The organism is Enterobacter sp. AG326, assembly GCF_004362415.1.
Classification (GTDB): Bacteria; Pseudomonadota; Gammaproteobacteria; order Enterobacterales; family Enterobacteriaceae; genus Enterobacter; species Enterobacter asburiae.
The window spans coordinates 787,415-809,939 of the sequence record NZ_SNXG01000002.1; the positions used below are offsets into that span (position 1 = coordinate 787,415).

Consider the following 22,525-nt stretch of genomic DNA (forward strand, 5'->3'; position numbering starts at 1 on the left):
CACGTTACCGTTCGAAGAGCAGACCAAGCAGCATGTGGTAATGCTCTTCCTCTTCCGGACCATCCGCCCTTTCGAGGCGGCTGAGCAGTTTGGTACAGAGCGATTTGCGATTCAGGTTTCGCCCGTCGCTTAGGATTTCGACAACCACCTGGCCCAGCGTCTCCTGCTGGGTGGGAAGCGCAGCCTTTTCGAAGTACTGTGCGATCGCTGCTGCGGAATCTGTGGCGTAACCTTTCTGCTGCATGTTTCGCTCCTGTAAAATTTTGTAATCACTAACGTTACAATTAAGGTATACACAATTCCTAAATCTGTACATATAAAATGTACAGATTTTTAATATTTTTATGATATATTTTATAAAATGCTTTATTTTCAATATGTTGTTTGGTTGTCATGAACCGGTAATGTTACAGGATATATTGTACAAAAAGGTCTGACACTGGTAAGTTGTACAGCGCAGAAAAATGTTTCATTAACTGCCGTAAATGATTGAGATGTAAATTATTTGTCAGGCAATGAATGTGCTATAAATGTTACTTATCCACCTTTTTTGTGGCCAAAACCCAAACCCCAGGAATCGCATGCTCACAACCATCATTTACCGCAGCCATATCTGCGAGGACGTTCCAGTGAAAGCGCTGGAAGCCATGGTCGCTGCAGCAAATAGTAAAAACCGGCAATCCAACGTCACGGGGATCCTGCTGTTTAACGGCACACATTTTTTTCAGCTGCTTGAAGGGCCAGTGGAACACGTCTCTGCTATCTATGAGCAGATCTGCAACGACCCGCGCCACCATAACGTGGTGGAGCTGATGCGCGATCACGGACCTGTCCGGCGTTTTGGCAACGTGGGCATGGAGCTTTTTGATTTGCGCCACTTCGACAGGGACGAAGTGCTGCAGCAGGTGCTCAACAGGGGGACGACACGCTATCAGCTGACGTATAACGACCGCCCGCTGCAGTTTTTCCGCACCTTTGTCGAGGCCACGGAAAAAGCGAACTATTTTGAACTGCCGCCTGCGGATTCCTGGGAGTTCGTTCGCGAAGAAACGCGCCTGTCCGCGCAGCCCGAGGTGGTCGCAAAAGGGGCGGATTGCAGCTTTGCGTTCCAGCCGATAGTCGATCCGTTTATGCAGCAGGTCGTCTCCTGGGAGGCGCTTCTCCGCACGCCTGACGGCGGCGCTCCGGGAGATTACTTTGCCAATTTGCCGCGTGACGAGGTGTACGCCTCTGATCTACACAGCAAGCAGGTGGCGCTGTCCATGGCCAGCGCGCTGGGGCTCCAGGACCAGACGTTATCCCTCAACCTGCGGCCCATGACGCTGGTCAACATTCCCAACGCCGTGGATTTCCTGCTCACCGCGATTGAAGCCAATGGGTTTGTCCCCGAGCAAATTGTGGTGGAGTTCACCGAGAGCGAAGCCATTTCCCGTTTTGATGAATTCACGGATTCGGTCAGGCAGTTAAAAAGCGCGGGTATCAGCGTGACGATCGATCACTTTGGCGCCGGTTTTGCCGGTCTGCAGCTGCTGGCGCAGTTCCAGCCGGACAGAATTAAGATTAATCGCGATCTGGTCGCGAACGTGCATAAAAGTGGCCCCCGGCAGGCCATTATTCAGGCGATTATCAAATGCTGTTCCTCGCTTGAGATCCAGTTCTGCGCGGTAGGGGTAGAGAAGGCTGAAGAGTGGATGTGGCTGGAGTCCGCGGGGATTTCCCAGTTCCAGGGACATCTTTTTGCCAGCCCGCGACACGGCGGTATTCCCGCGATTGCGTGGCCGGAGAAAAAGTTCGACTTCTGATAAAGCTGTACACATTCCGGCAGAGTTAACTGTACGAATGGTAAATTTTATACAACAATGTATTAACAGGTGGATGGGAAAGAACCCCGTTCACCCATTCAAAATGCGGTCTTAGTTATACAAATGGTGTGTACAATCTGATAAGGTTGGTGCAGTTAGGTATGGAAGTTCTGAGCGTGAGGGAGTTAATGGCCTATTACAGTATCGGCGAAGTGGCCGAACGATGCGGTATCAACCCCGTTACGCTGCGTGCCTGGCAGCGCCGCTATGGATTGTTGAAGCCGCAGCGCAGCGAAGGGGGTCATCGTCAGTTTGACGATGAAGATATCCTGCGCATTGAAGAGATCAAGCGCCTGATGAAAAGCGGCGTCTCGGTCGGAAAAGTCAAAGCTTTGCTGGAAAACAAAGAAGTGTTGACTCAGGGCAACTGGGTTTCGTTCCAGGAAGAGATGATGACCGTTCTGCGTTACGCCAGCCCGGCAAAGCTGCGCGCCAAAATGGGCGAACTCCGCCGCGATCACGCGATAGACGCGCTGATTGACAATATTATCTCTCCCGTTCGTCAGCGCATGAACCAGGACCAAAACACCGTGCGCCACATGGCGAGCCTGTTTGACGGCGTACTGATCGAATTCGCCATTGCAAGCCTGGCGGAATCCCGCAAAAAAATCGGTAAAGACGCGCTGCTGATAGGCTGGGAATGCGATGACCGCACCCACCTGTGGCTGGAAGCCGCGCGCTTATCGCAGAAGGGCTGGCACATTGACGTCCTTGCGGAACCCATTGATTCGCCGCGCCCTGAACTGTTTCCTGGGCAAAAAATCTTCGTATGGACGGGGAAATCCCCAACGCCTCGCCAACAGGAACAGCTCGATCACTGGCGTGAACAGGGGTTTGCTGTCTCATTTCATCACTGATCGTCAGAGGCCCAGAGGGCCTTTTTTTGTTTTAGTCATTTTCTGAGCAAAAGCTATCTCAAAAATAGGCATTTCCGATGCATATTTTACTTTTCTCTTCCCCGTCATAAATGCCGCGATGAAATGCATTATTAATCAATGCATTGAACAAATACATCCATCCTGACTGCATCCTCTCACAGGGTCTATGCTTAATAAAAGTAGGCAAAAAGGGCGGTTTAGCCGAATGCCCCTGCTGACAGAGGGTTGAAGTGATAATCGTTATCACTAACATGGTGTTATGCCCTGATGGCTTATCAGATGAGGTGGACCTATGGAACTGCATTCAGAAACCTTTAATCCTGCCGATTTTGCCTGGCGCGGCTTAACGCTCACGCCAGCGGCGGCGGCACATATTCACGAGCTGGTGGCGAAAAAGCCCGAGATCCTCGGCGTACGTTTGGGCGTCAAACAGACCGGCTGCGCGGGTTTCGGCTACGTGCTCGATACCGTCACCGAGCCCGAGAAAGATGACCTGGTGTTCGAGACGGACGGCGCGAAACTGTACGTCGCGCTGCAGGCCATGCCGTTTATTGACGGTACCGAAGTGGACTACGTCCGCGAAGGCTTAAACCAGTTATTCAAATTTCATAACCCGAAAGCCCAGAACGAATGCGGCTGCGGCGAAAGCTTTGGGGTATAGGCGGAACTATGTCTCGTAATACTGAAGCAACGAGTGATGTAAATACCTGGAGCGGTGGGCACCTCAACTATAAAGAGGGGTTCTTCACCCAGCTGCAGACCGATGAGCTGGCGAAAGGCATTAACGAAGATGTCGTGCGGGCGATCTCGGCGAAACGTAACGAGCCGGAGTGGATGCTGGAGTTCCGCCTGAGCGCCTTCCGCGCCTGGCTGGAGATGGAAGAGCCGCACTGGCTGAAAGCGCATTATGACAAGCTGAACTATCAGGATTACAGCTACTACTCTGCACCGTCCTGCGGCAGCTGTGACGACACCTGCGCCTCGCAGCCCGGCGCGGTGCAGCAAACCGGTGCGGAGAACAGCTTCCTCAGCAAAGAAGTGGAAGAAGCCTTTAACCAGCTTGGCGTGCCCGTGCGTGAAGGGAGAGAGGTGGCGGTGGACGCCATTTTCGACTCCGTCTCGGTGGCGACCACCTACCGCGAGAAGCTGGCAGAGCAGGGGATCATTTTCTGCTCCTTCGGCGAAGCGATTCACGATCATCCGGAACTGGTGAAAAAGTACATTGGGACCGTGGTGCCCTCTAACGACAACTTCTTTGCGGCGCTCAACGCGGCGGTAGCCTCTGACGGCACCTTTATCTATGTGCCAAAAGGCGTGCGCTGTCCGATGGAGCTTTCCACCTATTTCCGCATCAATGCCGAAAAAACAGGCCAGTTCGAACGCACGATTCTGGTCGCGGATGAAGGCAGCTACGTCAGCTACATCGAAGGGTGTTCCGCCCCGGTCCGCGACAGCTATCAGCTGCACGCGGCGGTAGTGGAGGTCATCATCCACAAGGATGCCGAGGTGAAATACTCCACGGTGCAAAACTGGTTCCCGGGTGACGGCAATACCGGCGGTATCCTGAACTTCGTCACCAAGCGCGCGCTGTGCGAAGGCGAAAACAGCAAGATGTCGTGGACACAGTCCGAAACCGGCTCGGCCATCACCTGGAAATACCCGAGCTGCATCCTGCGCGGGGATAACTCTATCGGCGAGTTTTACTCGGTGGCGCTGACCAGCGGCCATCAGCAGGCCGATACCGGCACCAAGATGATCCACATTGGTAAAAACACCAAATCGACCATCATCTCGAAAGGGATCTCTGCCGGGCATAGCCAGAACAGCTATCGCGGGCTGGTGAAAATCATGCCGACGGCCACCAACGCGCGTAACTTTACCCAGTGTGACTCGATGCTGATTGGCGCAGACTGCGGGGCGCATACCTTCCCGTACGTCGAGTGCCGTAACAACACGGCCCAGCTTGAGCATGAGGCGACGACGTCGCGGATTGGGGAAGATCAGCTCTTCTACTGCCTGCAGCGCGGGATCAGCGAAGAAGACGCCATCTCAATGATCGTCAATGGCTTCTGTAAGGACGTGTTCTCTGAACTGCCGCTGGAATTTGCCGTTGAAGCCCAGAAACTCCTCGCCATTAGTCTTGAACACAGCGTCGGTTAAGGAAAGCACATGTTAAGCATTAAAGATTTACAGGTTAGCGTAGAAGACAAAGCCATCCTGCGTGGCCTCAATTTTGACGTTAAGCCGGGTGAAGTTCACGCCATCATGGGGCCGAACGGCTCCGGGAAAAGTACGCTTTCTGCGACGCTGGCGGGGCGCGAAGATTATGAGGTAACCCACGGCTCGGTCGAGTTTAACGGCAAGGATCTGCTGGAGATGTCGCCGGAAGACCGCGCGGGAGAGGGCATCTTCATGGCCTTCCAGTACCCGGTCGAAATTCCGGGCGTCAGCAACCAGTTTTTCCTGCAGACGGCGCTGAATGCGGTGCGCAAGTATCGCGGCCTGGAGGCGCTGGACCGCTTTGACTTCCAGGACCTGATGGAAGAGAAGATCAAGCTGCTGAAAATGCCGGAAGATCTGCTGACCCGTTCGGTGAACGTTGGCTTTTCCGGCGGCGAGAAAAAGCGTAACGACATTCTGCAGATGGCGGTGCTGGAGCCCGAGCTGTGCATTCTGGATGAGACCGACTCCGGTCTGGATATCGACGCCCTGAAGATTGTCGCTGACGGGGTGAACTCTCTGCGCGACGGCAAGCGTTCGTTCATTATCGTCACCCACTACCAGCGCATTCTGGACTACATCAAGCCGGATTACGTCCACGTGCTTTACCAGGGGCGTATTGTGAAATCCGGTGATTTCACGCTGGTTAAACAACTGGAGGAGCAGGGCTATGGCTGGCTTACCGAACAGCAGTAATGCGCTCCAGCAGTGGCACAGGCTGTTTGAAGCCCAGGGCGGCACGCGCTCTGAGCAGGCGCAGCAGCATCTGCAGCAGATGCTGCGTCTCGGCCTGCCGACGCGTAAGCATGAGAACTGGAAATACACCCCGCTTGATGGCCTACTGAACGCCGAGTTTGTGACCCGCCTGGCGGATCTCACCCCGGCGCAGCGTGACGCGCTGGCCGTAAACATGGATGCCGTGCGCCTGGTGTTTGTCGACGGTGAGTTCCGTCCGGAGCTGAGCGACGCCCTTCAGGGGAGCGGATTTGAGATTGAGATAAACGACGATCGCCAGCCCCTTAGCGCCCCGGTTCAGCCTGAGGTGTTCCTGCACCTGACCGAGAGCCTGGCCCGCAGCGTAACGCACATCCGCGTGAAGCGTAACCTGCGTCCGGCAAAACCGCTGCTGCTGATGCACATCACCCAGGGGCTGGACGGCGACGAAATCAACACCGCGCACTATCGCCATCATCTTGAGCTGGCGGAGGGGGCGGAGGCCACGGTGATCGAACATTACGTCAGCCTCAACGAGACGCGCCACTTTACCGGCTCGCGTTTGACGATGAACGTAGCCGCCAATGCACAGCTTCACCACGTCAAGCTGGCGTTTGAGAACCCGCAGAGCCACCACTTTGGCCATAACGACATTTTACTTGGGCAAGATGCCGCAGCCTACAGCCACAGCTTCCTGCTCGGCGGGTCGGTGCTGCGCCACAACACCAGCACGCAGCTTAACGGTGAAAACACCACGCTGCGCATCAACAGCCTGGCGATGCCGGTTAAATCAGAGGTGTGCGACACGCGCACCTGGCTGGAGCACAACAAGGGCTACTGCAACAGCCGCCAGCTGCATAAAACCATCGTCAGCGACAGAGGTCGCGCGGTGTTTAACGGACTGATTAACGTGGCGCAGCACGCCATCAAAACCGACGGGCAGATGACCAACAACAATCTGTTGTTAGGGCGCCTCGCGGAGGTGGACACCAAACCGCAGCTGGAGATCTACGCCGACGACGTGAAGTGCAGCCACGGTGCGACGGTCGGGCGGATCGACGACGAGCAGATGTTCTACCTGCGTTCCCGCGGTATCGACCAGCAGGCGGCGCAGAAAATGATTATCTATGCGTTTGCCGCCGAGCTGACGGAAGCGCTGAACGATGGTCAGTTAAAACAGCAGGTGCTGGCGCGTATCGGCCAGCGTCTGCCTGGAGGCGAAGCATGAGTTTTCCCGTCGAGAAAGTACGGGCAGATTTTCTGGTTCTGACCCGTGAAGTGAACGGTCTTCCTCTGGCCTATCTGGACAGCGCGGCCAGCGCGCAGAAGCCGAACCCGGTCGTGGATGCGGAAGCCGAGTTCTATCGCCACGGCTACGCCGCCGTGCATCGCGGTATTCATACCCTGAGCGCCGAGGCGACCCAGCGTATGGAAAACGTGCGCACGCAAATTGCCGCCTTCCTCAATGCAAAATCGCCTGAGGAGCTGGTCTTCGTGCGCGGAACCACCGAAGGGATCAACCTTGTGGCTAACAGCTGGGGCAACGCGCAGGTCCACGCGGGGGATAACATTATCATCACCCAGATGGAGCACCACGCCAATATCGTGCCGTGGCAGATGCTCTGCGAGCGCGTTGGTGCGCAATTGCGGGTCATTCCGCTCAACGTTGACGGGACGCTGCAGCTCGAGCAGCTCGACGCATTGCTTGATGACCGCACGCGGCTGGTGGCGGTCACCCAGGTCTCTAACGTGCTGGGGACGGAAAACCCGGTGGCAGAGATTGTCGAAAAAGCCCATCAGGCCGGCGCGAAGGTGCTGATTGACGGCGCCCAGGCGGTAATGCACCACGCGGTTGACGTTCAGGCGCTGGACTGCGATTTCTACGTCTTCTCAGGCCACAAGCTCTATGGGCCGACCGGGATTGGCGCGCTCTACGTGAAGGAAGACATCCTGCAGGCGATGCCGCCGTGGGAAGGGGGCGGATCGATGATCGCCACCGTAAGCCTGACGGAAGGCACCACCTACGCGCGCGCGCCGTGGCGTTTTGAGGCGGGTACGCCCAACACCGGCGGGATTATCGGTTTGGGTGCGGCGGTTTCTTATGTCTCGGCAATCGGCCTTGATAGCATTCAGGAGTACGAACAGCTGCTGATGCACTATGCGCTTGCCGAGCTTGCCAGCGTGCCGGATCTGACCCTCTACGGGCCTGCCGACCGGCAAGGGGTGATCGCGTTCAATCTCGGGAAACATCACGCCTATGACGTGGGCAGTTTCCTCGATAACTACGGCGTGGCGGTCCGTACCGGGCACCACTGCGCCATGCCGCTGATGGCGTTTTACCAGGTGCCGGCAATGTGCCGCGCGTCGCTGGTGATGTACAACACAACGGAAGAGGTCGACAGGCTGGTGTCGGGGCTTAAGCGTATTCACCAGCTGCTGGGCTAACGGAGAGGCAAAAGATGGCAGAACTGCCGGACAGAGACAAATTGCTGCGCAACTTCTCGCGTTGCGCAAACTGGGAAGAGAAGTACCTGTATATCATCGAGCTGGGGCAGCGTCTGCCGCCGCTCGCTGAAGAGGCGAACAACCCGGAAAATATTATTCAGGGCTGTCAGAGCCAGGTGTGGATTGTGATGGAACAGTCTGACGACGGCACGATAGCACTGCACGGCGACAGCGATGCGGCCATTGTAAAAGGTCTCATTGCGGTCGTCTTTATTCTTTACCACCGGATGTCGGCGCAGGATATTGTCGCGTTTGATGTCCGCCCGTGGTTTGAAAAAATGGCCCTGACCCAACACCTCACTCCGTCTCGTTCCCAGGGTCTGGAAGCGATGATTCGCGCTATTCGCGCCAAAGCTGCAATCCTTAGCTAGACTTACAGAACAGCATTCATTCTGTTTCGCGAGGTGGTTCCCGCCTCGCTGGTTTTTCAGCTTTCTGGCGTCCTGTCAGTGAATAAGGAATCTCAGCATGAAGCGCGCGTCTCTAATAACTCTATTACTCCTCAGTTCGCTCGGCGCACTTAATTCGGCCCGCGCGATGGACTATCCGTTGCCGCCCGCAGGCAGTCGCCTGATTGGGCAAAATCAAACCTACACGATACAGGAAGGGGATAATAAGCTGCAGACCATCGCCCGCCGGTTTAATACCGCTGCGCAGGTGATCCTGGAAACGAACAATACCATTGCGCCGGTAAACCCTGCGCCGGGAACCGTCATTACCATTCCGTCGCAGATGCTGCTGCCGGACACGCCGCGCGAGGGCATTGTGGTAAACCTCGCAGAGCTTCGGCTCTATTACTTCCCGCCGGGAGAAAACATCGTTCAGGTCTTCCCGCTCGGCATCGGACAGCTGGGGCTGGAAACGCCGGTCACGACCACGCGCGTAAGCCAGAAAATCCCGAATCCCACCTGGACACCCACGCCGGGCATCAGAGCACGCTCTCTGGAGCAGGGAATTAAATTACCTCCGGTGGTGCCTGCCGGGCCAAATAACCCACTGGGACGCTTCGCACTGCGTTTAGGGATAGGCAACGGGGAATACCTCATCCACGGCACCAGCGCGCCTGACAGCGTAGGCCTGCGGGTCAGTTCAGGCTGTATGCGGATGAACGCCCCGGACATTAAAGCCCTGTTCGAACAGGTGCGGGTTGGCACGCGGGTACAGATTATCAATGAACCCGTGAAGTTCTCCGTGGAGCCGGATGGTAAACGCTATATTGAAGTCCACCGCCCGCTGGCGCAGGCTGAGGGAGAAAACCCGCAGGTCTCGCCCATTACCCATTCCACAGACTTTGCGACCTTTGTTTCTCAGTCGGGAAGCGATAAGGCGCTGATTGAGAAAGCCCTGTCACGCCGCGCCGGGATCCCGGTTATCGTGTCGTCAGGTAGCGGTCCGTCAGCCAGCAATAGCGTGTTGTCGGTGCAGAACAGTCGGGTGTCCGCAGTGGTAGCGGAAGATGAAGGGGAGAAGGTGACGCAGTAGCCGTTTAACGCAGGCAAAAAAAAAATGGCGCACAATGTGCGCCATTTTATTAACAGGTACTATTACTTACGGTATTTAGTAGCCTGGTTGTCCAGACGCTGGTTAGCGCGAGCTGCGTCGTCTTTAGCAGCCTGAACGTCGGAACGCATTGCGTTCACGTCGTTGCTCAGCTGGTCAACTTTAGCGTTCAGAGTCTGAACGTCAGAAGACAGCTGATCGATTTTAGCGTTGCTGGAGCAACCAGCCAGCAGAGTAGAACCCAGGATTACCGCGCCCAGTACCAGTTTAGTACGATTCATTATTAATACCCTCTAGATTGAGTTAATCTCCATGTAGCGTTACAAGTATTACACAAAGTTTTTTGGGTTGAGAATATTTTTTTGATGGGAATACACCTATTTTTGATCGTTCGCTCAAAGAAGCATCGAATCGGCCCTTTTTGAGCAAAAATCTATGTAAAAAAAGGCATTTATCATCGGATTCATCTTAGATAATTCGCAATTAAATAGAGAAACCCGATTTGCAATTTGAATGACTTTGGCTAATGCCAGGAATAAAAAAAGCGCCCTGAGGGCGCTTTTTATCAAAATTAATTCGTTCGGGAATTATTACAGCACGTGAACAGATGCGGTATTGGTAGTTCCGCTTGGTACCAGCGCGCCAGAAACCATGACCACAACGTCACCTTTCTGTGCCAGACCACGATCAACCAGCTCCAGCGCCACTTCTTTACCCAGACGGTAGAAATCATCCGTAGAGGCGATCTCTTTCACCAGGTGAGGGATCACGCCTTTGCTCAGCACCAGCTGACGAGCCGTGGTTTCGTTGGTGGTCAGCGCCAGGATAGTCGCATCCGGGAAGTATTTACGCACCGCGCGAGCAGATTTACCGCCCTGGGTGGCAACCACGATCAGCGGTGCTTCCAGCTTCTCAGCCGTTTCTACTGCACCGCGGCAAACCGCTTCGGTGATGCGCAGCTTGCGGCTGTCGTTGTTGTAGTCCAGACGGCTTTTCATTACGCGGTCGGTACGTTCGCAGATGGTGGCCATGATGGACACCGCTTCCAGCGGATATTTACCTTTTGCGGATTCGCCGGACAGCATAACGGCATCAGTACCGTCGAGGATGGCGTTAGCCACGTCGCCTGCTTCTGCGCGGGTTGGGCGTGGGTTTTTGATCATGGAGTCCAGCATCTGCGTTGCGGTGATAACCACTTTGCGCGCGCGAACACATTTCTCGATCATCATCTTCTGCGCGAAGATCACTTCTTCAACCGGGATTTCTACGCCCAGGTCGCCACGTGCAACCATGATGCCGTCAGACGCTTCGAGGATTTCGTCGAAGTTGTTCAGGCCTTCCTGGTTTTCAATTTTGGAGATGATCTGGATCTTCTCGCCGCCGTGCGCTTTCAGGTGCTCACGAATTTCAACCACGTCAGAACGCTTACGGATGAAGGATGCCGCAACAAAGTCAACGCCTTGTTCACAGCCGAAGATCAGGTCCTGTTTGTCTTTTTCAGCCAGTGCTGGCAGTGCGATAGAGACGCCCGGCAGGTTAACGCCTTTGTTTTCGCCAAGGTCGCCGTTGTTCAGCACTTTACAGATAACCTTGTTGCCTTCGATCGCAGTGACTTCCATACCGATCAGACCATCGTCTACCAGCACGGTGTTACCGACTGACAGGTCGTTGGTGAAGCCTTCATAGGTCACTGCAACGATTTCGCTGTTGCCGACAACGGATTTGTCGGTGGTGAAGGTGAAGGTCTGGCCCGCTTTCAGAGAGACGTCGTTACCGCCTTCCAGTTTGATGGTACGGATTTCTGGACCTTTGGTGTCCAGCAGGATGGCCGCTTTTTTACCGGTCTTGCTCATTACGTTGCGCAAGTTCTGGATACGCTGACCGTGTTCTGCGTAATCACCGTGGGAGAAGTTCAGACGCATCACGTTCATGCCGGCGTCCAGCATTTTGGTCAGCATCTCTTCAGATTCGGTTTTCGGGCCGATAGTACAAACAATTTTCGTCTTTTTCATGACAGTCTTAGTCTTTAAGTTGGGAAGGATATGGAAATCTCGCTCCGGGGGCGCACCGCCGCGGAGTCAAACCTGTGTTGCAAAAGAGTATATGACACGCACTAAGGATAGGAGACATCAAATGAGCGTGCAGAAGAAAGTGTGCCTGAGTGACAGCCCAACGAAGGAGAGGAGAAGTTGTACGTTGTTTTTTGTATTCCAAGCGCTGAAACCATTCACCAGGGATTAGGCGCGCATTATACGCTGATTTTAAGATAAAAGGAAAATGGAAACGGTGTTTCAGAAATATTCTGTGCAGTTTCACATAATATTGTTATCAAGGCGTTAAGCCATGATGACAACTTATGGCGGCAGGTGATTGACCTGCCGCGTTTTGCTTATTTTTGCAGCGCCTGGCTGAGGTCGGCAATCAGGTCTTTGGGATCTTCAATCCCGACTGACAGACGGATCAGCTGCGGCATAATGCCGTTTGCCAGGCGTTGCTCCAGCGGAATCGAGGCGTGCGTCATGCTGTAAGGCTGGCTCACCAGACTTTCCACGCCGCCGAGGCTTTCCGCGAGGGTGAACAGCTTCAGGTTGCGAATCACATCGGTGGCGCGTTGCGCATCGCCTTTTACCACGACGGAAATCATCCCACCGGGCAGGGCCATCTGCGTGCGGGCAAGCTGATACTGTGGATGCGATTCCAGGCCGGGATAGAACACCTTTTCGACCAGAGGATGCTGATCCAGCCATTGCGCAATCGCCAGCGCGTTGGTGCTGTGCTTTTCTACCCTCAACGCAAGCGTGCGAATACCGCGCAGCGTCAGGAAGCTGCTGAACGGATCCAGGACGCCGCCCACCGCGTTTTGCAGATAGCCCAGCTTATCCGCCAGTTCCCTGTTGTCCCCGACAATCGCCAGCCCGGCCACCACGTCAGAATGGCCGTTCAGGTATTTGGTGGCGGAGTGCACCACGATATCGAAACCCGACTCCAGCGGACGGTGGATCACCGGCGACGCGAAGGTGTTATCCGCCACGCTGATGACGTTATGACGACGGGCGATCGCCGCAATGGCCGCCAGATCCGCCAGCTTCAGCAGCGGGTTGGTTGGCGTTTCGACCCACACCATGCGGGTATCCGGGCGAATGGCGGCCTCAAGCCCGGCCAGGTCGTCCGGTTTAACCCAGCTGACCTGCAGGCCGGTGCTGCGCTTGCGCACGTTTTCAATCAGGCGGTACGTCCCGCCGTAAACGTCATCAATGGCGACGATATGGCTGTCTTTGTCCAGCAGTTCGAGCACCGTGGAGATGGCCGCCAGACCGGAGGCGAAAGCGTAGCCGCGCGTGCCGCCTTCCAGTTCGGCGATGGCGGTTTCCAGCGCGTGGCGGGTAGGGTTGCCGCTGCGGGAATACTCATAGCCGGTATGCTCGCCGGGTGACGGTTGCGCAAACGTTGAGGTGGCGTAAATCGGCGGCATGACGGCGCCGTGCTGGTCGTTGAACTCGCCGCTGTGTACGCTCAGGGTAGCCAGGTTTTTCATCATCTATTCCTTTATTGCTGAAGACGGTTGCGCCAGGCGGTCAGAACGTCGCTGCGCGTAATCAGACCGAGAAAACGGTCGTTGTCATTAATCACGGCCACCAGACCGCGGTCGAAGATGGCGTTCAGGGCGCTTTCCGGGGCGTGTTTATCAAGAAACTCCACCTGACGCGTCATGGCTGCCGTCACCGGAAGCGCGAAGCGGTCGCCGTCGCCGCCGATGTGCCGCAGGAGATCCCACTCGTCGATAATGCCCACCACCTTGCCGTTCTCCAGCACCGGCAGCTGGGAGATGTCATACAGGCGCATGCGTGCCAGTACGGTGGAGAGCGTGTCGTCCGGGGCGGCGGTAACGGTGGCGCCTTCATCGTGGCGCAGGGCGATGTAGTCGGAGAGATCGCCGGCCTGAGGTCGCGTGATGAGCCCTTGCTGACGCATCCAGTCATCGTTGAACATCTTCGAGAGGTACTTATTGCCGCTGTCGCAGGCGAAGGTCACCACGCGCTTCGGCGCGGTCTGCGCCTGGCAATATTTCAGCGCGGCCGCCAGCAGCGTGCCGCTGGAGGAGCCCGCCAGAATGCCTTCCGTTTTCAGCAGCTCGCGCGCGGTGGTGAAGGCCTCGCGGTCGGTAATGCGCCAGGCGCGATTCACCCCTTCGATGTGGGCCAGCGGCGGAATAAAGTCTTCGCCAATACCCTCAACCAGCCAGGAGCCCGCGTCGTGGTAGCGTCCGGTTTCAACCTGGTCGGCGAGAACCGATCCGGCCGGGTCTGCCAGGACAAACTCCGTGTGCGGAGAGTGCTCGGCGAACCACGCCTGCAGGCCGCCCAGGGTACCGCCTGAGCCGACGCCCACCACGATGGCGTCGATCTGGCCGTCAAGCTGCTCGTACAGTTCCGGTGCCGTGGTGGTGCGGTGGGCCAGCGGGTTGGCTTCGTTATTGAACTGGTCGATGTAAAACGCGCCGGGCAGCTCGTTGGCCAGGCGCTGGGCGTAATCCTGGTAGTAGGCAGGGTGGCCCTTGTTAACGTCGGAGCGGGTCAGCACCACCTGGGCACCCAGCGCGCGCAGGTGGAAAATCTTCTCGCGGCTCATTTTGTCCGGCACCACCAGGATCAGCGAGTAGCCTTTCTGGGCGGCAATCAGGGCCAGGCCGAGACCGGTATTTCCCGCCGTCGCCTCAATAATCGTGCCGCCCGGCTTCAGCTGGCCGGTACGCTCCGCTTCGTTAATCATCGACAGCGCAACGCGATCCTTAATAGAGCCGCCCGGATTCTGGTTTTCCAGCTTGAGGAACAGCGAGCAGGGGCCGGTATCAAGCTTGTGCAGCTGGATAAGCGGGGTACGGCCAATCAGTTCGGTGACGGAGTGGTAAATCGTCATGATGTTTTCCTTTCTGGATGTCATGACGGGATGATAGAGCGGCGAAATTTTCGCAATAAAGAACCATTCACTGCTCTTTAGAACAGAAAAGAATATAAATGCCATATTTGGATGTCAGGACAGCAAGACGTAAAGTTGTCTGGATGTGAGGATGGCTATATCGGCATGAAATGCTGAAAAAACGACCGTTTTTAGCGGGCATTTATCAGCAGATATGCATCCGGCAGATAATCATTGCTGAAATTGGTCTAAATGCTTCCCACCCTGTAAATCCGCTGTTTATTTCCCAAAGTTATAACAAATTCTTTTTTGTTCATTTGAAAGCTGATCGCGCCTGTTTACTATCGTTTGGACATCCATACTGCTAAACAGCCATGCGCGAAACGGATAAAGAATAAGAATGATCGTACTCAGGAATATTTCGAAGGTTTTTGACAACGGAAAGGTCGCGCTGACTGCCGTTGATAACGTCAATTTGACGATAGAGCAGGGACAGATTTACGGAATTATTGGCTACAGCGGCGCCGGGAAAAGCACGCTGATTCGTCTGCTGAACGGCCTGGAAAAACCCAGCGCCGGAAGCGTGACCATTAACGGGCAGGATATCTCTGCAGCAAAGGGTGAAGCGCTGCGCCAGGCGCGCCTGAAAATCAGCATGGTGTTCCAGCACTTCAACCTGCTGTGGTCCCGCACGGTGAGCGAGAACATCGCTTTCTCGATGCAAATCGCCGGTGTGCCAAAAGCCAATATCAAGGCGCGCGTCGCCGAGCTGGTGGAGCTGGTAGGCCTGAAGGGGCGTGAGCATGCCTACCCGTCCCAGCTGAGCGGCGGGCAAAAGCAGCGCGTCGGTATTGCGCGCGCTTTGGCTAACAGCCCTGACGTGCTGCTCTGCGATGAAGCCACGTCCGCGCTAGACCCGCAGACCACCGATCAGATACTCGATCTGCTGCTGGATATTAACCGCCGCTTCAGGCTGACCATCGTGCTGATCACCCACGAGATGCACGTGGTGCGCAAAATCTGCGACCGCGTGGCGGTGATGGAGAACGGTAAAGTGGTGGAGGAGGGCGACGTGCTGAGCGTCTTTACCCATCCGCAGCAGCCGATTACCCAGCAGTTTGTCCGCCAGGTGAGCCAGTATGCCGAAGAGGAAACCTTCAATACCGAACTGGCAAACGATCTGGAAGGCACGGTCATCAGGCTGACCTTTACCGGGCACAGCACCCATAAGCCGATCGTGGGTGAACTGACCCTGCGCTACGGCCTGCCGTTTAACATCCTGCACGGAAAAATGACGCAAACCGCCCACGGGGTGTTTGGTCAGCTCTGGGTACATGTCGTGGCATCCGATGAACAACTGAACAATATCCTCGCCGACCTGCAGCACAGCGATATTGAAGGCGAGGTGATTAAACATGGCTGAGAATCTCTTTCCGCACCTCAAGTGGGATCAGCTCTGGGCGGCGACGCTGGAGACGCTGTACATGACCGCGCTGTCCGGCGTGGCGACGTTTGTGCTGGGCATCGTGCTGGGGCTGGCGCTGTTTTTAACCGCGCGCGGCGGGCTGTTCCACAACCGCACGGTTTACAGCGTGATTTCGATTGTGGTGAACGTGTTCCGCTCTATTCCGTTCATCATTTTGATTGTCCTGCTGATCCCGTTCACCAAGACCGTCGTCGGCACCATTCTTGGCGCCAACGCGGCGCTGCCGGCGCTGATTGTGGGCGCCGCACCGTTCTACGCACGCCTGGTGGAGATCGCCCTGCGTGAAGTGGATAAAGGCGTTATAGAAGCAACGCGCTCTATGGGCGCACGACTGAGCACGTTAGTGTTTCGGGTTTTACTGCCGGAATCATCACCCGCACTGGTATCGGGTATTACGGTGACGCTGATTGCGCTGGTGAGCTACAGCGCAATGGCGGGGGTGATTGGCGCCGGTGGTTTGGGAAATCTGGCTTATCTGGAAGGATTCCAGCGCAACCATGGTGACGTCACGCTGGTGGCAACGGTGACCATTCTGATCATCGTTTTCATTATCCAGTTCTGCGGCGATGTCATTACTTCACTGTTAGACAAAAGATAATCTCTAATAACACACAGGAACCACATCATGAAAAAAACACTGACACTGATCGCCGCCGCAACCCTGAGCGCCCTGAGCTTCGCCTCCTGGGCCGACACCCTGACCGTGGGCGCATCCAATACGCCGCACGCCGAAATTCTGGAGCAGGCTAAGCCGATTCTGGCGAAGCAGGGTATCGACCTGGAGATTAAACCGTTCCAGGACTACATTCTGCCGAACACCGCGCTGGCGGGTCATGACATCGACGCGAACTATTTCCAGCACATTCCTTACCTGAACAGCGTACTTAAGGATCATGCGGGCGATAAAGACTACGATTTCGTCAGCGCGGGCGCGATCCACATTGAGCCAATCGGCATCTACTCCAAAAAATACAAGTCGCTGAAAGACCTGCCGGAAGGTGGCAAGATCATCATGCGTGACGCGGTTTCTGAAGAGGGGCGTATTCTCTCCATCTTTGAGAAAGAGGGCGTTATCAAGCTGAAGCCGGGCATCGATAAAGTGACCGCGCGCATCAGCGACATCGTTGAGAACCCGAAAAAGCTGAAGTTCACGCCGAACGTGGAAGCCTCTCTGCTGCCGCAGATGTACAACAACAACGAAGGCGACGCGGTGGTGATTAACGCCAACTACGCGATTGACGCCGGTCTGGATCCAGTTCACGATCCGATTGCGGTAGAGAGCGGTGAAAATAACCCGTACGCCAACATCATTACCGTGCATCGCGGTGACGAGAAGAAGAAAGATATCGTTGCGCTGGTGAACGTGCTGCACTCGAAAGAGATTCAGGACTGGATCCGCACCAAGTACAAAGGCGCGGTTATTCCAGTAAACAACTAATTTACTGATTTTACAGATGAAGCCCGGCGAGTCTCTCGCCGGGCTTCTTTTTTGTATCCGGCAGGAGAATCATTTAAGCTCAACGTTTAAAAGGCAATGGAGTGATGACGATGGGTAACGTGACCAAAGATGAAGCGCTGTACCAGGAGATGTGCCGGGTGGTCGGGAAGGTGGTGCTCGAGATGCGTGATTTAGGGCAGGAGCCAAAGCATATTGTCATTGCCGGAGTCCTGCGTACCGCGCTGGCGAACCAGCGCGTTAAACGCAGTGAACTGACAACCGAAGCGATGGAAACGGTGGTTAAAGCGCTGGCCGGGTAATGCGCCAGCGTTTCGCAAGCTGCTCGAGCGAGCAGCAGAGCAGGTAGTAGACCACGCCCGTAAAGATAAAAATGGCCGCCGGGTAGATTTGCACCCGGTTGTTGACCTGTCCCGCCACCGTGGTCAGCTCCGGTACGTTCACGATAAACGCCAGCGACGTATCCTTCAGCAGGCTGATAAAAATCCCCACCAGCGACGGCAGAATATTCCTCAGCGCCTGCGGCAGCAGCACGCGCAGGAGGGTTTGCTGCGTGCTGAATCCCTGAGACAGTGCGGCCTCATATTGTCCGGACGGTAGCGCGTTAAGCCCTGCCAGTACCGAGTGCATCACCGTTGCCGCGGTAAACCAGGCCAGGGCCAGCGTGACGGTCAGCGCCCCCGGCAGATCGCCTCCGGTCATAAGCGGCAGGAGATACCACATCCAGAAAATCACGAAGATGAGCGGGATACCGCGAATCAGCTCTGCCCACAAAAAGAGGGCCTTTCGCACAAGCCCGGTAAAGCGCCAGGCCAGACACGCGAGCACTATCCCTCCGGGCAGAGCGATGATGGCGGCCCCGGCAGCCATCATTAACGAGAGCAATACGCCCCCCGGTTCACCCGTTGCCGCGCGTCCCCACAGCAGATAATCGAGGTTATCGGTGATGACATTAAGTCCGGCAATCATATTTTTCACTCCCTGAGGTGGCGACGTTTTGGCGTTTACGTTTCGCTTCAGGTCCGATGCGAACCAGCACTATCCCCATGACCAGGCCGGTCAGCAGATAGAGCGCGGTTCCGAGGGTAAACGCCTCCAGCGCGTGCGCGTTATAGCTCTCGATCTGTCTGACCTGATAGGTCAGCTCGGCAAAGCCAATTCCGCTTGCGAGCGAGGAGAGCTTCATCAGATTAAGGTACTGGCCCACGACCGGCTGCCAGGCGTTGGCCAGGCCCTGCGGCAGAAGGATGTAACGAAACAGACGCCACGCGGAGAATCCCTGAGCGAGCGCCGCCTCCCGCTGTCCGGCAGGCACGGAGCGTAAGCCCGACTCCACCTCTTCGATTAGAAACGCCGAGGTAAAAACGCCCAAACCCCAGGCAGAACATAAAAATTCGGGCGTAAACCACCAGACGTCGCCGGGCAGAATTGACCAGCTGTGATCCGCGTTCACCGCGTCGCGGAACGCCTGCGGTAGTCCGTTCCAGGCGGCAAAATACCAGAACAGCAGCTGCACCAGCAGCGGCGTATTGCGAAACAGCGACACCCAGCTGCTGACGATCGCGTTCCCGGGGCGTCCGCCGGAAAGGCGCAGAAGCATAAAGAGCAGTGCGAGCAGGCTGGCCAGCAGCATCCCGGCAAGCGTTACCCACAGGGTGGTGAGGAATCCGGAGAGTATCCACTGCAGAGGCTGTCCGGTCAGTACCCCCTGCCAGTCGAGCGCGGGCATTACAGATGCTCCTGATGCAGCGGGTTGAGCACCTTTTGCAGGAACCGCTGCGCGCGCGGATGCGACGGCTGGCTGAAAAACTGTGCCGGCGGCGCGGTTTCCAGAATTTGCCCGCCGTCGATAAAGACAATCCGGTCGGCAATTTCCCGGGCAAACTGCATCTCGTGGGTCACCACGATCATCGTGATCCCGCTGTGGGCGAGGGCTTTCATCACGTACAGCACTTCACCAATCATCTCCGGATCCAGCGCGGAGGTGGGTTCATCGAACAGAATGATTTGCGGTGAAGAGGCGAGGGCGCGGGCAATCGCGACGCGCTGCTGCTGTCCACCGGAAAGCTCCGCCGGGAAATGGTGGGCTTTTTCCAGCATCCCGACCTTCTCCAGCAGGGCCAGCGCGCGCTCCTGTGCGGGCTGCGGCTTCCAGCCGTGAACGTGCTCCAGCGCCAGGGTGATGTTCTGGCTGGCGGTGAGGTGGGCGTAAAGATTGAACTGCTGGAACACAAACCCCACGCGGCTGCGCAGCTGGCGAAGCACGGTACCGGAGAGCTTTGCGGTAGGCTTGTTATCGACCAGAATCTCTCCGCCGCTAAGAGTTTCAAGCTGGTTGATGAGACGGATCAGGGTAGATTTACCGGAACCTGAAGGGCCGAGGATGGCGACCACTTCACCGGGGGTGATGGTGAGATTAATGTCGTTTAAAACCTGATGGTCACCGTAGCGTTTGTCCACATGACGAAACTCGACGCTGGCCTGTTCCAGATGTGAAAAATCCGCGGCACCGGCCGCGGAGTGTGAAAATAAACCTGAGAGCATAATTATCTGGCTTCTATTTTAAAGCCGCGAGGCTGTGGAGCTGGGGTGCCTGGACCAAACCAGACGTCGTAGATTTTTGCCGCCTGACCGTTCTTCTCGAGATTAACCAGCTCGTCGTTAACGGCCTTCAGCAGCGCGGTTTCACCTTTCTTCACCCCAACGCCAATCTCTTCTTTGCTGAGCAGGTCGGGCAGGATTTTAAAGTTCGCTTTATCCGGTGCCTGCGCCAGCAGACCGGCCAGAATGGTGCTGTCCTGGGTAATGGCCTGCACGTTTCCATTGCGCAGTGCCGTCAGCGCCAGCGGAATATCGTCATACGAGAGCACGCGTGACTGCGGGAAACGCTGGTGCAGCGCCTGCTCGCCCGTTGTTCCTTTGACCGCGCCAATGCGCGCCCGGCTATAGTCATCAAGCTTGTCCGGTGATTTAGCCGGAACCAGGAACTGCTGGCCGGTGACAAAGTAAGGGGTCGAGAAATCAATCACCTGCGCGCGTTCAGGGGTGATAGTAATATCCGCCACAATCAGGTCTGCTTTTCCGGACTGCAGCAGCGGAATACGGTTAGCCGGATTGGTGGCAACCAGTTCAAGCTTCACGCCGAGCGATTTTGCCAGCGCTTTGGCGAAGTCCACGTCATAACCCACGATCTCGTGCGTTTTGGCATCAATAGAGCCAAACGGCGGGTTGGCGTCAAACGTGGCCACTTTCACCACCCCTGCGGCCTTAATATCCGCCAGCTGATCGGCCTGTGCCTGCGCTGAAAGCAGGCTGCCCGCCGCCAGTAATCCCAGAACCAGTGTCCGTTTGGTAAACCCTTTCATGTTTGCTGCCATAGTCATTCGCCATCCCGTTGTTTTTGTTTTACCCCGCTACGCTCCCATAAGCGAAAGCTATCGCCAAATAAGAAATCGTTCTTTGCTATGAGCAAAAAAGCATTAGTGAACAAGGTGTTAATAAAGAGTGAAAAGAGCGGGATGCTATTTGCAGATCCTGCACATCGACAGTGGATTTTGGTATTTCCCCCGCGCGGCATTTGAGTGCTTAACTGAGGTCAGACACGGCGAAAGAGGGTAAGACGATGAAAAAATGGATCAGCACGTTACGGCGGTTTTTTGCGACCCGACCAGTGAATGCGGAGAACAGCGCGCAACGTGTTCTTGAGTCAATCCTGCCTGTCGCCAGCCTGTATGGCGTCGACGTTGCCAACATTGACCCGGAGTGGTTCCATGATAAAACGTCACGCTGAACTGCGCCGCACGCGCGAAACGTACTGGAACGAGGTGTGCGTGACGTTTAACGAGTGAAATAAAAAAGCACCGGGATACCGGTGCTTTTTTATTAGATCTTGCAGGCGTCGCCGCAGTCGTCGTCGGCGACAATCGCCTGCGCTTTTTTGTCCGCATCGTCCAGGCGTTCCGCATTACGCTCTTCGGCTTCATCCAGACCGTTAAAGACTAAGTTATCGAGATCAATTTCCATGTGGCACCTGCTCTGTTCAGTTTTTGATACTGGCACAGTATAGGGCAAAAAAAGCCAGCAATGTACCTCGCAGCACATAAGGATAATCCCTGCCATACTCAGTGCTTTATCGCTGAGGAGAGCACATGATTATACTCTGTAAAACCTGTGGAACAGCCTACGATACGCAGCCGGACCGATGTCCGATTTGTGAAGATGAGCGCCAGTACGTGCCCGCCACGGGCCAGGCGTGGACCGATCTCGACACCGTCACCGCCACGCATACCAACAAATGGCAGCAGCTGGAGCCGCGGCTGTTCGGGATCAAAACGGTGCCCGCGTTTGCGATAAACCAGCGGGCGCTATTCCTGCAAACGCCCCACGGCAATATCCTCTGGGACTGCATCGCCAACCTCGACCCCGCAACCAAAGCGCTCGTTACCGCCCTCGGCGGCATCAGCGCAATTGCGATTTCACATCCGCACTATTACACCACGATGCAGGAGTGGGCTGCGGCGTTTGATGCGCCGGTGTACCTGCACGCCAGCGACAGGGAGTGGGTCATGCGCGACAGCCCGGCCATTCATTTCTGGGAGGGGGACGCGCTGGACGTTTTCCCGTCGGTCACCTTGCTGCGTCTGGGCGGGCATTTTGCCGGTGGAACCGTGCTGCACTGGCAGGAGGGGGATGGGGTGTTGCTGGTGGGCGATATTCTGCAGGCCACGCCGGGTAAAGACGCCGTCTCGTTTATGTGGAGCTATCCGAATTATCTTCCGCTGCCGGCCCGCACCGTGGCGTCGGTGGTGAGTCATCTCGAAGGCAAAACCTTTGAACGCCTTTACGGCGCGTTTGAAGGGCAGAACATCCAGGCCAGTGCGGACGAGATTGTGCAGCGGTCGGGCCAGAAATATATTGCTTGTCTGAAGTAAACCACGATGGGTAAACTTTACGAGTGTGATCTCGATCATGCCTAAACTAAAACAGA

At 55.9% G+C, this 22,525-nt stretch carries 25 protein-coding genes; 15 read left to right on the forward strand and 10 right to left on the reverse strand.

Annotation, left to right across the window (positions count from 1 at the left end; genetic code table 11):
* Positions 1-4 precede the first annotated feature (4 nt).
* On the reverse strand, positions 5-244 hold the full coding sequence (ycgZ, locus tag DFO52_RS10825; protein ID WP_029739771.1) for a regulatory protein YcgZ: 240 nt from the start codon (positions 242-244) through the stop codon (positions 5-7).
* A 337-nt stretch (positions 245-581) separates the two neighbouring features.
* On the opposite strand from ycgZ, the gene DFO52_RS10830 reads away from it, so the two are divergent.
* From DFO52_RS10830 to DFO52_RS10875, 9 genes are all read left to right on the forward strand, one after another.
* The gene (locus DFO52_RS10830) at positions 582-1,802 is read left to right on the forward strand and encodes a diguanylate phosphodiesterase (RefSeq protein WP_032657802.1); all 1,221 of its coding nucleotides are present in this window, start codon (positions 582-584) and stop codon (positions 1,800-1,802) included.
* Positions 1,803-1,990: 188 nt separating this feature from the next.
* A complete protein-coding gene (locus DFO52_RS10835; protein WP_133550360.1) occupies positions 1,991-2,719 on the forward strand; it encodes a MerR family transcriptional regulator in 729 nt (242 codons plus the stop codon).
* 313 nt (positions 2,720-3,032) lie between these two features.
* On the forward strand, positions 3,033-3,401 hold the full coding sequence (gene sufA, locus DFO52_RS10845) for a Fe-S cluster assembly scaffold SufA (RefSeq protein WP_008500631.1): 369 nt from the start codon (positions 3,033-3,035) through the stop codon (positions 3,399-3,401).
* Positions 3,402-3,409: 8 nt separating this feature from the next.
* Positions 3,410-4,900 carry a Fe-S cluster assembly protein SufB gene (gene sufB, locus DFO52_RS10850; protein WP_010430231.1) on the forward strand — a complete coding sequence of 497 codons (1,491 nt, stop codon included), beginning with the start codon at positions 3,410-3,412 and terminating at the stop codon, positions 4,898-4,900.
* 9 nt (positions 4,901-4,909) lie between these two features.
* The gene (sufC, locus tag DFO52_RS10855; protein WP_014831592.1) at positions 4,910-5,656 is read left to right on the forward strand and encodes a Fe-S cluster assembly ATPase SufC; all 747 of its coding nucleotides are present in this window, start codon (positions 4,910-4,912) and stop codon (positions 5,654-5,656) included.
* Positions 5,631-6,902, forward strand: a complete 1,272-nt coding sequence (gene sufD / locus DFO52_RS10860; protein WP_133550361.1) for a Fe-S cluster assembly protein SufD — start codon at positions 5,631-5,633, stop codon at positions 6,900-6,902. The genes sufC and sufD overlap by 26 nt, the downstream gene beginning before the upstream one ends.
* Positions 6,899-8,119 (forward strand): cysteine desulfurase SufS, encoded by a 1,221-nt coding sequence (gene sufS, locus DFO52_RS10865; protein WP_133550362.1) that lies wholly within the window; start codon positions 6,899-6,901, stop codon positions 8,117-8,119. The genes sufD and sufS overlap by 4 nt, the downstream gene beginning before the upstream one ends.
* Before the next feature lie 14 nt (positions 8,120-8,133).
* Entirely contained in the window at positions 8,134-8,550 is a 417-nt protein-coding gene (sufE, locus tag DFO52_RS10870) for a cysteine desulfuration protein SufE (RefSeq protein ID WP_133550363.1), read from the forward strand.
* Between the two features lie 97 nt (positions 8,551-8,647).
* Positions 8,648-9,661, forward strand: coding sequence for a L,D-transpeptidase family protein (locus tag DFO52_RS10875; protein WP_133550364.1), 1,014 nt, complete (start codon positions 8,648-8,650; stop codon positions 9,659-9,661).
* 62 nt (positions 9,662-9,723) lie between these two features.
* Here DFO52_RS10875 and lpp read toward each other — a convergent pair whose 3' ends face one another.
* The 4 genes from lpp to DFO52_RS10895 all read right to left on the reverse strand — a co-directional run bounded on the left by lpp (position 9,724) and on the right by DFO52_RS10895 (position 14,596).
* Positions 9,724-9,960 carry a murein lipoprotein Lpp gene (lpp, locus tag DFO52_RS10880; protein ID WP_001082307.1) on the reverse strand — a complete coding sequence of 79 codons (237 nt, stop codon included), beginning with the start codon at positions 9,958-9,960 and terminating at the stop codon, positions 9,724-9,726.
* Positions 9,961-10,269: 309 nt separating this feature from the next.
* Complete coding sequence (gene pykF / locus DFO52_RS10885; protein ID WP_029739779.1) at positions 10,270-11,691, reverse strand: pyruvate kinase PykF; 1,422 nt, start codon at positions 11,689-11,691, stop codon at positions 10,270-10,272.
* Positions 11,692-12,068: 377 nt separating this feature from the next.
* Entirely contained in the window at positions 12,069-13,214 is a 1,146-nt protein-coding gene (locus DFO52_RS10890) for a PLP-dependent aspartate aminotransferase family protein (RefSeq protein WP_047648023.1), read from the reverse strand.
* A gap of 11 nt (positions 13,215-13,225) precedes the next feature.
* Positions 13,226-14,596, reverse strand: coding sequence for a cystathionine beta-synthase (locus DFO52_RS10895; RefSeq protein WP_047648022.1), 1,371 nt, complete (start codon positions 14,594-14,596; stop codon positions 13,226-13,228).
* A gap of 400 nt (positions 14,597-14,996) precedes the next feature.
* Here DFO52_RS10895 and DFO52_RS10900 point away from each other — a divergent pair, with 400 nt between their 5' ends.
* From DFO52_RS10900 to fumD, 4 genes are all read left to right on the forward strand, one after another.
* Positions 14,997-16,019, forward strand: coding sequence for an ATP-binding cassette domain-containing protein (locus DFO52_RS10900; protein ID WP_029739782.1), 1,023 nt, complete (start codon positions 14,997-14,999; stop codon positions 16,017-16,019).
* The gene (locus DFO52_RS10905; protein ID WP_008500617.1) at positions 16,012-16,680 is read left to right on the forward strand and encodes a methionine ABC transporter permease; all 669 of its coding nucleotides are present in this window, start codon (positions 16,012-16,014) and stop codon (positions 16,678-16,680) included. Before DFO52_RS10900 ends, DFO52_RS10905 begins: the two co-directional genes overlap by 8 nt.
* 27 nt (positions 16,681-16,707) lie before the next feature.
* Positions 16,708-17,520 (forward strand): MetQ/NlpA family ABC transporter substrate-binding protein, encoded by an 813-nt coding sequence (locus tag DFO52_RS10910; RefSeq protein WP_008500616.1) that lies wholly within the window; start codon positions 16,708-16,710, stop codon positions 17,518-17,520.
* Between the two features lie 110 nt (positions 17,521-17,630).
* On the forward strand, positions 17,631-17,840 hold the full coding sequence (fumD, locus tag DFO52_RS10915; RefSeq protein WP_008500615.1) for a fumarate hydratase FumD: 210 nt from the start codon (positions 17,631-17,633) through the stop codon (positions 17,838-17,840).
* Here fumD and DFO52_RS10920 read toward each other — a convergent pair.
* From DFO52_RS10920 to DFO52_RS10935, 4 genes are read right to left on the reverse strand one after another with little or no spacing between them, the layout of a single operon-like run.
* Positions 17,821-18,507 carry an ABC transporter permease subunit gene (locus DFO52_RS10920; protein WP_047648019.1) on the reverse strand — a complete coding sequence of 229 codons (687 nt, stop codon included), beginning with the start codon at positions 18,505-18,507 and terminating at the stop codon, positions 17,821-17,823. The two genes, fumD and DFO52_RS10920, sit on opposite strands and share 20 nt — an antisense overlap.
* Positions 18,491-19,267 carry an amino acid ABC transporter permease gene (locus DFO52_RS10925; RefSeq protein WP_133550365.1) on the reverse strand — a complete coding sequence of 259 codons (777 nt, stop codon included), beginning with the start codon at positions 19,265-19,267 and terminating at the stop codon, positions 18,491-18,493. Before DFO52_RS10925 ends, DFO52_RS10920 begins: the two co-directional genes overlap by 17 nt.
* A complete protein-coding gene (locus tag DFO52_RS10930; RefSeq protein WP_133550366.1) occupies positions 19,267-20,082 on the reverse strand; it encodes an amino acid ABC transporter ATP-binding protein in 816 nt (271 codons plus the stop codon). The genes DFO52_RS10925 and DFO52_RS10930 overlap by 1 nt, the downstream gene beginning before the upstream one ends.
* Positions 20,083-20,084: 2 nt before the next feature.
* Positions 20,085-20,915 (reverse strand): ABC transporter substrate-binding protein, encoded by an 831-nt coding sequence (locus DFO52_RS10935; protein WP_166642362.1) that lies wholly within the window; start codon positions 20,913-20,915, stop codon positions 20,085-20,087.
* Between the two features lie 245 nt (positions 20,916-21,160).
* On the opposite strand from DFO52_RS10935, the gene DFO52_RS23105 reads away from it, so the two are divergent.
* On the forward strand, positions 21,161-21,328 hold the full coding sequence (locus DFO52_RS23105; protein ID WP_014831607.1) for a hypothetical protein: 168 nt from the start codon (positions 21,161-21,163) through the stop codon (positions 21,326-21,328).
* Between the two features lie 92 nt (positions 21,329-21,420).
* Here the strand turns inward: DFO52_RS23105 and DFO52_RS10940 are convergent, their stop codons facing one another.
* Positions 21,421-21,561: a hypothetical protein gene (locus DFO52_RS10940; RefSeq protein ID WP_003857665.1), complete on the reverse strand. Its 141-nt coding sequence runs from the start codon at positions 21,559-21,561 to the stop codon at positions 21,421-21,423.
* A gap of 125 nt (positions 21,562-21,686) precedes the next feature.
* Between DFO52_RS10940 and DFO52_RS10945 the strand changes: the two genes are divergently transcribed.
* A complete protein-coding gene (locus DFO52_RS10945) occupies positions 21,687-22,469 on the forward strand; it encodes an MBL fold metallo-hydrolase (protein ID WP_133550367.1) in 783 nt (260 codons plus the stop codon).
* The last annotated feature ends 56 nt before the right edge of the window (positions 22,470-22,525 follow it).